10 protein-coding genes are annotated in these 12,562 nt (G+C 73.6%); 4 read left to right on the top strand and 6 right to left on the bottom strand.

Going from position 1 to position 12,562, the window contains the following annotated elements; genetic code table 11:
* Positions 1-1,534, bottom strand: a 1,534-nt coding sequence (locus AB0898_RS06020; RefSeq protein WP_366801595.1) for an ROK family protein, incomplete at its 3' end; no start/stop codon positions are given.
* 119 nt (positions 1,535-1,653) lie between these two features.
* Here AB0898_RS06020 and AB0898_RS06015 point away from each other — a divergent pair.
* The 4 genes from AB0898_RS06015 to AB0898_RS06000 all read left to right on the top strand — a co-directional run bounded on the left by AB0898_RS06015 (position 1,654) and on the right by AB0898_RS06000 (position 6,200).
* Positions 1,654-2,871, top strand: a complete 1,218-nt coding sequence (locus AB0898_RS06015) for an MFS transporter (RefSeq protein WP_366801594.1) — start codon at positions 1,654-1,656, stop codon at positions 2,869-2,871.
* Between the two features lie 122 nt (positions 2,872-2,993).
* Complete coding sequence (locus tag AB0898_RS06010) at positions 2,994-4,388, top strand: solute carrier family 23 protein (protein ID WP_366801593.1); 1,395 nt, start codon at positions 2,994-2,996, stop codon at positions 4,386-4,388.
* A gap of 98 nt (positions 4,389-4,486) precedes the next feature.
* Positions 4,487-5,173 (top strand): DUF5995 family protein, encoded by a 687-nt coding sequence (locus AB0898_RS06005; RefSeq protein WP_366801592.1) that lies wholly within the window; start codon positions 4,487-4,489, stop codon positions 5,171-5,173.
* A 94-nt stretch (positions 5,174-5,267) separates the two neighbouring features.
* Complete coding sequence (locus AB0898_RS06000; protein ID WP_366801590.1) at positions 5,268-6,200, top strand: TIGR03619 family F420-dependent LLM class oxidoreductase; 933 nt, start codon at positions 5,268-5,270, stop codon at positions 6,198-6,200.
* 41 nt (positions 6,201-6,241) lie between these two features.
* On the opposite strand, the gene AB0898_RS05995 is transcribed toward AB0898_RS06000, so the two are convergent.
* The 5 genes from AB0898_RS05995 to AB0898_RS05975 all read right to left on the bottom strand — a co-directional run bounded on the left by AB0898_RS05995 (position 6,242) and on the right by AB0898_RS05975 (position 12,488).
* The gene (locus tag AB0898_RS05995; RefSeq protein WP_366801589.1) at positions 6,242-7,939 is read right to left on the bottom strand and encodes an NAD(P)/FAD-dependent oxidoreductase; all 1,698 of its coding nucleotides are present in this window, start codon (positions 7,937-7,939) and stop codon (positions 6,242-6,244) included.
* Positions 7,940-8,018: 79 nt separating this feature from the next.
* Positions 8,019-8,819 (bottom strand): carbon-nitrogen hydrolase family protein, encoded by an 801-nt coding sequence (locus tag AB0898_RS05990; RefSeq protein WP_366801588.1) that lies wholly within the window; start codon positions 8,817-8,819, stop codon positions 8,019-8,021.
* 163 nt (positions 8,820-8,982) lie between these two features.
* Positions 8,983-9,546: a DUF742 domain-containing protein gene (locus AB0898_RS05985; RefSeq protein WP_366801587.1), complete on the bottom strand. Its 564-nt coding sequence runs from the start codon at positions 9,544-9,546 to the stop codon at positions 8,983-8,985.
* Positions 9,547-9,553: 7 nt separating this feature from the next.
* The gene (locus tag AB0898_RS05980; RefSeq protein ID WP_366801586.1) at positions 9,554-9,991 is read right to left on the bottom strand and encodes a roadblock/LC7 domain-containing protein; all 438 of its coding nucleotides are present in this window, start codon (positions 9,989-9,991) and stop codon (positions 9,554-9,556) included.
* On the bottom strand, positions 9,981-12,488 hold the full coding sequence (locus tag AB0898_RS05975) for an ATP-binding protein (protein WP_366801585.1): 2,508 nt from the start codon (positions 12,486-12,488) through the stop codon (positions 9,981-9,983). The genes AB0898_RS05980 and AB0898_RS05975 overlap by 11 nt, the downstream gene beginning before the upstream one ends.
* Positions 12,489-12,562: the final 74 nt, after the last annotated feature.

Genomic DNA, 12,562 nt, shown 5'->3' with positions numbered 1-12,562 from the left:
ACCCCGCCGCAGGGGTGCCGGAGCCGACGGCCGGAGTACCGGAACCAGCCACGGGAACACCGGAACCCGCCGCAAGGGTCCCGGAGCCGACAGCCGGAGTACCGGAACCAGCCACGGGAACACCGGAACCCGCCGCAAGGGTCCCGGAGCCGACAGCCGGGGTGCCGCAGCCGTCCACGGCAGGTCCGGCCGCCCCGGCAGGCGTGTCCAGGGAACTCCCCGCACCTCCGGCATCCCCAGCCCCGCCCCACCCCGCCGCCGCGCCCGGTTCCGCCGACGCCGCCACCGCAACCGCCGCCACCGCCTCCCCCACCACCCGCGCCGCCCCCGGCCCGTCCATGACCCCCGGCACGGGCAGCCCCGACCGCGCCGCCAGGGCCCCGATCGCCCCCGCCCCCACCAGGGCATGGAAGCCGCCCTCGCAGTCCGTCGCCGAGGGCAGCCCGCCCGTCCCCGGCACCGGCAGGAACCCGATCTCGCCGGTACCGCCGGAGGCGCCCCGGCGCAGGGTGCCGTCCAGGACGACGGCGGCGCCGACCCCGTGCCCGAGCCAGAGCAGGACGAAGGTGTCCCGGTCGCGGGCGGCACCCTCGCGCTGCTCGGCCACGGCGGCGAGGTTGGTCTCGTTCTCGACGGTCACCCGCGCCCCGGGCAGCCGTTCCTGGAGCACGGCGACCAGACTCCGGTGCCACGCGGGCAGCCCGCTGGAGTCCCGCAGCTCACCGGTGGCGGGGTCCACCAGCCCCGGCGCCCCGATCCCGACGGTGTGCAACCGCCCCCAGGCCGGACCGCCTTGACTCCTCGACGCCCCGCCGGAGAAGTCCCGGGCCCCCTCCCTCGACGACACCTCGCCGAGGGAATCCGGACCCCCCTCGCCCGCCGCCGCACCCTCAGCGGGGCCTCGCTCCGCCTCCCCCGAACCGCCGGAGAGAGCCCGGGCGCCTTCGCCGCCCAGCGCCTCGCCGAAGGAGCGCCGGCCGCGCTCGCTCCCCGCCGCCCCGCCGAATGAACCCCGGTCCCCCTCCCGCACCCCGCCAGAAGAAGCCCGCGCCTCCCGCACCCCACCAGAAGGACCCCGCCCCTCCCGCACCCCACCAGAAGCACCCCGCCCCTCCCCCGAACCGCCGGAGGCAAGCCGCGCAGCCCGTTCCACCGCCCCCACCGCCCGCTCCACGGCCGCGCCCGTCCCCGCCTCCGCGTCGATCGGCACCGAGACCTCCGCCAGCACGCGCCCCACCAGGTCCGAGACCAGCACGAGGACACCCCCCGTGCGCACGTCCAGCGCGGCCAGATGGGCCTGGTCGGCGACGATGCCGTAGAGGCGGGCGTTGGGGCCCCGGCGCTGGGCGCCGGACTCGCCGACCACGGTGACGAGACCGGAGGCGGCGAGGCGTTCGAGGAGGTCGGCGACCGTCGGGCGGGAGAGCCCGGTCAGCTGCTTGAGCCGGCCCGCGGTGAGGGGGCCCTCCTGCTGGAGGAGGCGGAGGGCGAGCCGGTCGTTGATGAGCCGGGCGGTGCTCGGTGAGGCGGGCATGACCGGAATCCTCCCAGAGGGGCGAGACGACGCGTGTCCGTACGTCCACTATCTATCAGGCAGGCTCCCTGATAGTTTTCGCGGCGTACGAGCGGCGACTCCTGGGGAGGGGACCTGACATGGCCGACGAGAAGGAGTTCCCGGCGCGGACGCTGAAGCGCGCCCGCTTCGCCGTCGCCGCCGTGTTCGCCGTGCACGGCGCCGTGACCGGGTCGTTCGCCACCCGGGTGCCCTGGATCCAGGAGCACGCGGACCTGAGCGCGGGACAGCTCGGCTTCTCGCTCGCCTTCACCGCGCTCGGCGCCTCCTGCGCGATGCCGCTGGCGGGCCGGATCGCCCACCGCTTCGGCACCCGTACGGCACTGCGCGGACTGCTCACCCTGTGGACGCTGTCCCTGGTGCTGCCCTCGCTGGCCCCGAACCTGCTCACCCTCTGCCTGGCGATGTTCGCCTACGGCGCCGCCTCCGGCATGGCCGACGTGGTCATGAACGCGCTCGGTGTGGAGGTGGAGCAACGGCTCGGCCGGTCGATCATGTCCGGTCTGCACGGCATGTGGAGCGCGGGCGCGCTCGTCGGCTCGGCGGCCGGCACCCTCGCGGCACACCTCGGCTCGGACGCCCGCCTGCACCACGTGCTGGCCGCCGCCGTCCTGACCGTGCTCGGCCTGCTCGCCTGCGCCTGGGTGCTGGACCTGCGGCCCGCCGAAGAGGAGGAGGCGCCCCCGAGGTTCGCGCTGCCGCCCCGCTCGGCGCTGCTCATCGGCGCGGTCGGCTTCTGCGCGGTGTTCGCCGAGGGGGCGAGCCTGGACTGGTCGGCGGTGTTCCTGCGGGACCGCCTCGGCGGCTCGCCCGGGCTCGCGGCGGCCACGACGACCGGGTTCATGCTGACCATGGCGGTGGCGCGGATCGCCGGGGACGCGGTGGTCAACCGCTTCGGCCCGGTGCGCACCGTACGGGCGGGCGGGGTCCTCGCGGGCATCGGCGGTCTGCTGGTGGTCGTGGCGGACCGGCCCGCGGTGGCGATGACCGGCTTCGCGCTGATGGGTCTCGGCATCGCGGTGGTCGTACCGCTGTGCTTCGCGGCGGCCGGACACGCGGGCCCGAACCCCAGTCAGGCCATCGCGGGCGTCGCCACCATCACGTACACCTCGGGACTGGTCGCGCCGAGTCTGATCGGCGGGGTGGCCCAGGCGACCAGCCTGACCGTGTCGTTCGCCGTGGTGACCGTACTGGCCCTGGGACTGGCCCTGTTCGCGGGCGTGCTGCGCACCGCCGAGCGCGGCGGTACGACGCAGGCCGCGCGGCAGGCGGCGGCGGTTCCGGGGCCACCGGCCTGACGTACCGACCGGGCCGGCCGCCGTTCCGGGGAAACTCCCCTGGTGGGAAGGGCAGGGGCACCGCCCCCGACCCCCGACAATGGTGCAGACCCTCATCAGTACAGAGAAAGCGAAACCCCACCATGGACCTCGGCGTGCGCTGGAAGCTGCACGGGGACGGCAAGTCACCCGCACCCGGAGCGGTGGTACGCCCCGACGAACGGCTCAGCTGGCCCCGCACGATCGGCCTCGGCGCCCAGCACGTCGTGGCGATGTTCGGAGCCTCCTTCGTCGCCCCCGTGCTCATGGGCCTGGACCCCAACCTGGCGATCATGATGTCGGGTGTGGCGACGGTGATCTTCCTGCTCGCCACGCGCGGGCGAGTGCCGAGCTATCTGGGCTGCTCCCTGTCGTTCGTGGGCGTGGCCGCCGTGATCCGGGCGGACGGCGGCACCAGCGCGACCGTGACCGGCGCGATTCTCGTCGTCGGCGTGGTGCTGTTCCTGGTGGGACTCGCGGTGCAGCGTTTCGGCGCGCGGATCATCCACGCCGCGATGCCGCCGATCGTCACCGGCGCCGTGGTCATGCTGATCGGCTTCAACCTCGCCCCGGTCACCGCGACCGTCTACTGGCCGCAGGACCAGTGGACGGCACTGCTGGTCATGCTGTTCACCGGTCTGGCGGTCGTCTGTCTGCGCGGTTTCTGGTCGCGCATCGCGATCTTCCTCGGCCTGGTCTTCGGCTACCTCATCTCCTGGGTCTTCGACCTGGCCTTCGGCAAGATCCACTCGGCGGACGCGAGCGGCAAGATCACCGACCACTGGCGCCTGGACCTCTCCGGTGTCGCCAAGGCCGACTGGATCGGTCTGCCCCACTTCCACGGCCCGAGCTTCCAGTGGTCCGCGATCCTGGTCGCGCTGCCGGTCGTGATCGCCCTTGTCGCCGAGAACGCGGGTCACGTCAAGGCGGTCGGCGAGATGACCGGCGACTCCCTGGACGACAAGCTGGGTACGGCGATCTCCGCGGACGGTGTCGCCTCCGTGCTCTCCACCGCCGTGGGCGGCCCGCCGAACACCACCTACTCCGAGAACATCGGCGTCATGGCCGCGACCCGCGTCTACTCCACCGCCGCCTACTGGGCCGCCGCCTGCTTCGCCCTGCTCTTCGGTGTGTGCCCGAAGTTCGGCGCGATCGTGGCCGCGATCCCGGGCGGTGTGCTCGGCGGCATCACCGTCATCCTGTACGGCATGATCGGCCTGCTCGGCGCGCAGATCTGGCTGCACGGCAAGGTGGACCTGCGCAACCCGCTGAACCTGGTCCCGGCGGCCGCGGGCATCATCATCGGCGTAGGCAACGTCACCATGAAGTTCTCCGACACCTTCTCGCTGAGCGGCATCGCGCTCGGCACCCTGGTGGTCATCACCGGCTACCACGCGCTGCGCGCCTTCGCCCCGGCGCACCTCAAGGTGCAGGAACCGCTGCTGGACGAGGGCACGTCGTCGTACGACGACGAGACGCCGGAGCCGGGCAAGTCCTGACGGCGGAAGGCCGGCGGCGGCCCGCCCCGTTCCCCCGTTCCGGCGAAGCACCGGTCCGTACGGCCCCCCGTGCGGGCCGGTGCTGCCACCCTTCCCCCATGGCGCAGCCGCGATACCCCGCCCCCACCGTCGATGCCGTGCTGTCCCGGATGCGCGCCCTCGCGGCACGGCTGCCCGCGCGCGACGGTGTCGCCGTCTTCAACCGGGTCTATCTCGCCGTCACCGAGGAGGTGGACCGGCGCCTGGACGCCGGGGAGTTCCCGGACCGGCGGGCGGCGGCCACCCTGGACGTGCGGTTCGCGGAGCGGTATCTGTCGGCGGTGGACGCGGCCGACGCGGACCGCACACCGCCCGCCTGCTGGCGTCCGCTGTTCCAGCTCCGCCGCCATCCCGGCGTCCGTCCGCTGCAGTTCGCGCTGGCGGGCATCAACGCCCACATCGGGCACGACCTGGCGCTCGCCGTGGTGGACACCTGTCACGCGCTCGACTGTGAACCGGCCGATCTGGAGGACGAGTTCGACCGCGTGGGCGAGCTGCTGACCGCGCTGGAGGAGCGCGTCCGCGAGGACCTGATGCCCGGGCCCGACCTCCTCCAGATCGCCGACCCGCTCACGCATCTGCTGGGCGCCTGGAGCCTGGAGCGGGCCCGGGACGCCACCTGGTCGGCGGCCCGCGTGCTGTGGGCGCTGCGCCGGTGCGGCGAGGTGGCCGAGGAGTTCACCGGGCGCCTGGACGCGGCGGTCGGTTTCGCGGGGCGGATGCTGCTGACGCCGCTCGGGGACTGAGCCCGGCCGGAAATCACCCCTTCGGGTGACTTACGGAACAGCCGGGCGAGGGCCGCGCGTTGGAGGAACAGACCCGACGCGAAGGAGCACCGGTATGACGACCAGGCTCGGCCTCGCCCTTCCCCAGATGCGCCAGTACGACCTCGGCAGAGACGTGCCCCGGGTGGCCCGCACCGCCGAGGAGACGGGCTACGACAGCCTGTGGGTGTTCGAAAGGGCCCTGGTCCCGGACCCCGCCACCCAGGGGTTGTACGGCATACCGGGCCTGCCCTGGCCGGAGGGGTACCGCGGCGTGGCGGACCCGCTGATCACCCTCACCCTGGCCGCGACCGCGACCACGCGGGCCGAACTGGGCTCCAGTGTGCTGGTGGCGCCGCTGCACCTGCCGTTCCAGCTCGCCAAGTCCCTGGCCACGCTGGACGTGGTGAGCGGCGGCCGGGTCCTCGCGGGCTTCGGCACGGGCTGGTCGCTGGACGAGTACGCGGCCACCGGTGTCCTCCCCTTCGAGGAGCGCGGCGCCGCGCTGGACGAGGTGATCGCGGTGTGCCGGGCGGTGTGGGGCCCCGATCCGGTCGTCCATCACGGGAAGACGACCGACATCGCCTCCGCGATCGTCGGCCCGAAGCCGGTGCGGCCGGTCCCGGTCCTGCTGGCGGCGAGCAACCGGCGGGCGATGCGACGGCTGGTGGACCAGGCCGACGGCTGGCTGCCGGGTGCCTACGGTCCGGAGCGACTGGCCGCCCAGTGGCGCGACCTGAACGAGCTGGCCGAGGAACGCGGCCGCACGGAGCCGGTCCGCACGGTGATCAGGGTGAACGCGCGGGTGGCCCACAAGCCGCACCCGGGCCCGGACCGCCCACTGTTCGAAGGGGACACGGACGAGATCGTGACCGATGTCGCGGCTCACGTCGGCATCGTCCCGGACGCCGAGATCCTGCTCGACCTCCAGAGCGACGCCCGGGACGCGGCGGAGCTGACGGACCTGGCGGTCCAGCTGTACGAGAAGGCCCGGGCGGCCGGGATCTGAGCCCCGTCCGCCCGCGCCCCGGCCGCCCGCCAGGGCCCCGCTCAGTCCTCGGGCAGCTCGACGGGCGCGATCTCGTCGTAGAGGTCGCCCGGGCCGGGGTTGGTCCGGTCGGTCTCGCCGCCGAGGTGGTGCATGACGCCCCAGACCGCGTTCAGCGCGGTCTGGACGGCGCCCTCGGCCCAGCCGGCGGTCCAGGAGATGTCGTCGCCGGCGAGGAAGATGCCGCGCTTGTCCTCGGGCAGCCGGTCCTGCATGAAGTGGGTGAACAGGCGGCGCTGGTAGCGGTAGTGCCCAGGCAGGTTGGCCTTGAACGCGCCCATGAAGTAGGGCTCGTTCTCCCAGGAGACGGTCACCGGGTTGCCGATGATGTGCTTCCTGATGTCGACCTTCGGGTAGATCTCGCCGAGCGACTTCAGCATGACCTCCATCCGCTCGTTGGCGGACAGCGGCAGCCACTTCAGGCTGTCGTCGCACCAGGTGTACGACAGGCAGATGACGGCGGGCTTGTCGGGGCCGTCGTCCAGCAGGTAGGTGCCGCGCGTCATGCGGTCGGTGAGCGTCATCGACATGACGTCCCGGCCGGTCTCCTCGTCCTTGTCCAGCCAGAAGGGCCGGTCGACGGGCACGAAGAGCTTGGAGGACTCCATGTAGTGGGTGCGCTCGATCGCGGTCCAGTGGTCGATCGGGAAGAGCGAGTCGTCGCAGGCGATCTTGGACAGCAGCATCCAGGACTGGGCGGTGAAGATCGCCGCCCGGTAGGTGCGGATGTCGCCGTTCGCGTCGGTGACGGTGATCCGGTTGCCCGAGGTGCGGTGCAGCCGGGTCACGGCCGGGCGGGGCTCGCCGCCGACGTGCAGGGACGCCAGCGAGGTGCCGTACGGCCAGTGCACGATCTTCTCCGGCTCGCGCTCCCACAGGCGCAGCGGCAGCTGCTGGGAGCCGCCGACGATGCCCCGGTGGTGGTCGTCGGCCTCGGTGTAGACGACGCGCAGGATCTCCAGGATGGAGTTGGGGAAGTCGGTGTCCCAGCCGCCGGTGCCGAAGCCGACCTGGCCGAAGATCTCGCGGTGCCGGAAGGACTTGAACGCCTCGGACTCGCAGAGGAAGCCGTAGAAGGTCTGGTTGTCGAGCTTCTCGACCAGCCGGGACCAGATCTCGCGGATGCGCGGCACGTCCCGCTCGCGCAGGGCGCGGTTCATGTCGGTGAAGTCGGCGCCCTCTTCGAGGCACTTGTTCCACGCCTCGGCGACGTCGCGGTAGACCTGGGGCAGGTCGGCGGCGGTCTCGGCGTAGTGCGACTCGCCCTTGAGGTCGACGACGGTCGAAGGGGTCGCCTCGGCAAGGGGGTTGGGGAAGGGCGTGGTCGTGAGGCCGACCAGGTCGATGTAGTGCTGGAGGGCGGTGGAGGAGGGCGGGAAGCGCATCGCGCCCATCTCGGCGGTCAGCGACTCGTCGCAGCCCTCGAAGCCGACCGTGCGCAGCCGGCCGCCGAGCTGGTCGGCCTCGTAGACGACGGGCTTGAGGCCCATCTTCATCAGCTCGTAGGCGGCGATGATCCCGGACAGACCGCCGCCGACGACGGCGACCTCGGTGCCGTGCTCGGTGGCCGGGATCTGGCCGAGCCCCGCCGGGTGGGCGAGGAAGTCGTCGTAGGCGTAGGGGAAGTCCGGGCCGAACATGGTGATCGGCGGCTGCTGCTCACCGGCGTGCTCGACGGCGTTGGGCACCGTGGACGTCATGGGGTACGGACTCCTTGCACGGAAGAACTGGTTACGCGGAAGAACGGGGGTGAACTCGGGCCGGTCCGGGGCCGGTCGTTCAGGACTGGTCGACCAGCGGCCCGTACAGACCGGGGCGCCGGTCCGCGAGATACGGGTTCGCCTCGCGGGAGGCGGCCAGGAAGGCGGGGTCGGCGTCGGCGAACACCAGCTGGTCGGCGCCGCGTCCGGCACGCGCCCGGGCGACACCGTCGGGTCCGGCCAGCGTGGACAGCCCGACGAACTCGAACTCCCCTTCCCGGCCGACCCGGTTGACGTACGCCACGTACATCTGGCTCTCGAAGGCGCGCACCGGGATCATCGACTCGGGCACGAACTGGTACGGGTGCATCTGCGCGGTCGGCACCACCAGGAGGTCGGTCCCGGCGAGGGCGTGGGCGCGGGTGTTCTCGGGGAACTCCACGTCGTAGCAGATCATCAGGCCGACGGTGAGGCCGTTCAGCTCGGCCTGGACGACGGCCTGCTCGCCCGGGGTGAAGTGGTCGCGCTCGAAGCAGCCGAAGAGGTGGGTCTTGCGGTAGTTGGCGAGGGAGCGGCCGTCGGCGGAGAGAAGCTGGGCGGAGTTGTAGACCGTCTCGCCGTCCCGTTCGGGGTAGCCGTAGGCGACGGCGACGCCGTGGTGGGCGGCGATCTCCGCGACGGCCTCGGCCGAGGCGCCGTCGGCGGGTTCCGCGAGGCGGGCGATGTCGTCGCCGATCGCGTACCCGGTGAGGAACATCTCCGGCGCGGCCAGCAGCCCGGCCCCCGCCGCCGCGGCACGGCCCGCCGCCTCGTCGAGGACCTTGAGGTTCTCGGCGACGGAGCCGGGGCGGCCGGAGCTCTGGAGCAGGGCGGTGCGCATGCGTGGTCCTCACCTGAGGTGAAAAGTGGGGGTTGGAAGTCAGATAGACGGTACGGGCGGCGCGCTCGGCCTCACAAGAAGCAGCCGTTGCGCGCGGGTGCGTGGTTCGTTGCGTGCGTGGCGGCGGATACGGCGATTCGTTGCGCGGACCGGTGCTGCGGCCTCAGATCTGCCGCAGCCGGTGCACGATCTCCCGCAGCAGCTCGGGGTCGGCGGCAGGTCCCGTGACCGGCAGCCGGCGGGGCGCGTCGATGCGGATGAGGCCGGCCTCGGCGAGGTCGCCGAGCAGGACGCGGACGACGGTCAGGGGCAGGTCGGCGTCCACGGCCAGCTCGACCAGCGGGCGCGGCCCGCGCCGGATCAGATCGAGCAGGGCCGCCCCCGCGTGCTCGACACCGGGCAGCGGTGCCGTGTCCGGGGCGAGCGCGGTGACCCGGGACATCAGGTCGACGGCGTGCCGCCCCGAGGGGCGGGTGCGGCCCCGGGTCACGGTGTACGGGCGCACCATGGCGCCGGTCTCGTCCTCGTACCAGTGCGCGTCGGGGCCGGTCTCGTCGAGGCCGCTGCCGTCGGAGCCGTTCCCGTCGGGCCCGTGATCTTCGTACGCCCGCTCCTCGTAGGCCTGATCCGGGTGCGCGTGCCGCTCGTACCCGTACCCCACGTACGGGTCGTCCGGGTCGTACGGGTGCCCCTCTCCGTGCGCGTCGCACCGGTGCCCGTCGTTCACCGCCGGGTCAGGAGGCCGAGCGGGTCGCGGCGTCCAGGTGGCGGCCGAGCCGGCGCACCAGCAGGGCCATCTCGTGGCCGAGCTGTCCGACGTCGCTGCGGGCCTCGCTGAGGACGGCGAGGCGGCTGCCGTGACCGGCCGGGGTGATGAAGAGGTAGGCGTCCTCCAGCATGACCATGGTCTGCCGGACTCCCCCGGTGCCGAACCGCTCCCCCGCCGAGCGCGCCAGCCCGTGTAAGCCGGAGCAGACGGCGGCCAGGTGCTCGATGTCCCGCCGCCGCATCCCCTCGGAGCAGCTCAGCGCCAGTCCGTCGGCGGTGAGCAGCACGGCCTGCCGCACATGGTCGGTCCGCGCCACGAGGTCGTCGAGCAGCCAGCCGAGATCCGTCCCGGGCACTCCCTCGGGCACCACCGGGCTCTGGGCGTTGCGGTCGTCACCGTACATCGTCGGTGTCCATCCCTTCGTCGGCGTGGGTGCGCGGTACGGGGCCTGGTGCCCCGGGCTCGGTCGGTGTCCCGGAGCCCTGGCGGCCGAGGTCCCGGCCGCGCTGGAAGGCGCCGAAGATCGCGCGCATCTCCTCGGGGTCGGCGGCGACGTCCGGCGCGTCCGGCGGCGGCTCGTCGCGCAGCTGGTGGGCGAGGGACGCCTGACGGACACGGGTGGGGAGCGCGGGGGCGCCGGGGCGGCCGGGCGGGGCCGGCGGGGTTTGGTGGGGGGCGGGAGGGTGCGGGGGCGGGGTCCGAGGGCCGGTGGGCGAGGCCTGGGGACCGGTGGGCGAGGCCTGAGGCACACCGTCGGCACCCCCGGCCTCGCCCGGTCGTCCGGCTCCGTCCAGTCGCCCGGCCGCGCCCAGTCCCCCGAGCCCGTCCACGTCACCGTCCGCCGCCCCGCCCATGCCGCCGCCTCCCGCTCCGCCCGCGCCACCGGCACCGCCGCCGACGCCCGCCACGAAGCCGTCTCCGGCTCCACCGCCGCGCCGTCCACCGGCTTCCCGTATCCCCCGTGCCCCCGCCGCGCCAGCCGTACCCACCGGCTCGGCCTCCGCCAGTACGGCCGCAGGCAACAGCACCGTCGCCGTCGTCCCCCCGTAGGGGGAATCCCCGAGGCTCACCTCGATGCCGTGGCGGGCGGCCAGGCGGCCGACCACGTAGAGGCCGAGGCGGTCGTGGCGGGTGGGGTCGAAGGCGTCCGGGGCGGTGAGGGTGCGGCGGGCCTCCTCGCGGTGGGCGGCGTCGAGGCCGAGGCCCCGGTCGTCGATCTCCAGGGCGAAGCCGTCGCCGACGCGCCCGGTGCGGATCGTGACCTCGGTGTGCGGAGGCGAGAACGCGGTGGCGTTCTCCAGGAGTTCGGCGACGAGGTGGACCACGTCGGCCACGGCGTCCGCCGCGATGCCGAGGTCCGGCAGGGGCGGCACCACCACCCGCTCGTACGCCTCGATCTCGCTCACCGCCGAGGCGACGACGTCCGCGAGGGGTACGGGACCGCGCCAACGGCGGCCCGGCGTCGCGCCGGAGAGGATGATCAGGCTCTCCGCGTGCCGCCGCATACGGGTGGTGAGGTGGTCGATGAGGAAGAGGCGGCGCAGCAGTTCGGGGTCCTCGGTGCTGCGCTCCAGGGTGTCGACGAGCTTCAACTGCCGGTGCACGAGCGCCTGGTTGCGGCGGGCGATGTTGAGCAGTACCGCGAACAGGCCGCGCCGCAGCCCCGCTTGGGTGACGGCGGCCTCGACTGCGGCGAGCCGGGCGGCGTTGAAGGAGCGGCCGACCTGGCCTATCTCGTCGTCGCGGACGTCGTCGGCGGCGAGCGGGGGCGCCTCGGCGGCCGCGTCGACCTGTTCACCGGCGCTCAAGCGGCGCATGACGTCCGGGAGTTGGCGGGTACTGAGCAGATCGGCGGCGTCCCGCAGCCGCTCCAGGCGGCGGGAGACGCGCCGGGCACCGCGTACGGCGAGCCACAGGGACAGCGCGACGGCGGCCAGTCCGGCCACGCCGACCACGGCCGCCTTGGCCAGCTCGCCGTAGGCGAAGGTCCGGCCGCGCGCGGCGGAGTCCTTGGCGGCGGCGACGCACAGCTCCCGGTAGCGGACGACGGCCCGGTCGGTGACCGACCGCCAGGTGTCCGCCGCGACGGCCTTGCCGGCACCGGCGGGTCCGGCCCGCAGCAGCGCGTCCTCGCCGCGCACCAGCGAGCGGTGCAGCTCGCCCCGCTGGAACCGCTGGAACCGGGCCCGCGCCGGGGCGGGCAGGTCGGGCACGTAGGTCCGCTCGAAGACGCGGCGGTCCTCGATGGTCGCGGTGAGGGTGTCGTACTGCCGCTCGGTCAGCCCGCCCTCCGCGCGCGCCCCGGCGACGAGGGCGTCCTCGCGGGAGACGAACTCCCGTACCCGGACGAGTTCGATGACCGTCTGCGACTCGCGCGCGAGCTGTCCGGCCTGGAGGGCGGTGAGCGCGGACTCGACGGCGAAGCCGGGCTCGACGAGCGCGCTGTAGGCGGTGACCGCGCGGTCCCAGGTGAGGCGGCGCTCCAGGACTTCGCGGCGCAGTCCGTCCAGTTTGCCGGTCGCGGCGGTCATGGTGTCGAGGGTCCTGCGCTGGCGGGCCGTGAGCCGGCCGAGGTCGCCGCTCGCGAGGGCGTGCCGCATGTCGGCCACGGCGCGGTCGGTACGGCGCTGCTGGGCGAGCAGGTCGCCGGGGTCGGCCCGCTCGCGCGGGGTGCCGAGGTAGGCGGCGGACATCCGGCGCTCGATCTGGATCTGCCCGATGGCGGTGTCCACGGGGCTGCCGTAGTCCAGGTAGACCCCCTGGAGGCGGATCAGGGCGCGTAACTCACCGGTGACGGACACCATGGCGAAGCCCCACAGCGCCATCAGCGCGACGGCCGGCGCCAGGGCGAGCGCCACGATCCGCGCGCGGACGGTGGTGGGACGGCGGAACCGGCGCATGTGTCACCTGCTTGGTCACCAATGGGGGTTACCGCTCGGTACAAAGCGCGGGACAACCTACGCGATCACCCACC

The organism is Streptomyces sp. NPDC005435, assembly GCF_040703155.1.
In the GTDB taxonomy this organism is placed as follows: Bacteria; Actinomycetota; Actinomycetes; order Streptomycetales; family Streptomycetaceae; genus Streptomyces.
Note: the sequence above shows the minus strand (reverse complement) of the source record. Positions and strands in the feature narration are given on the sequence as shown.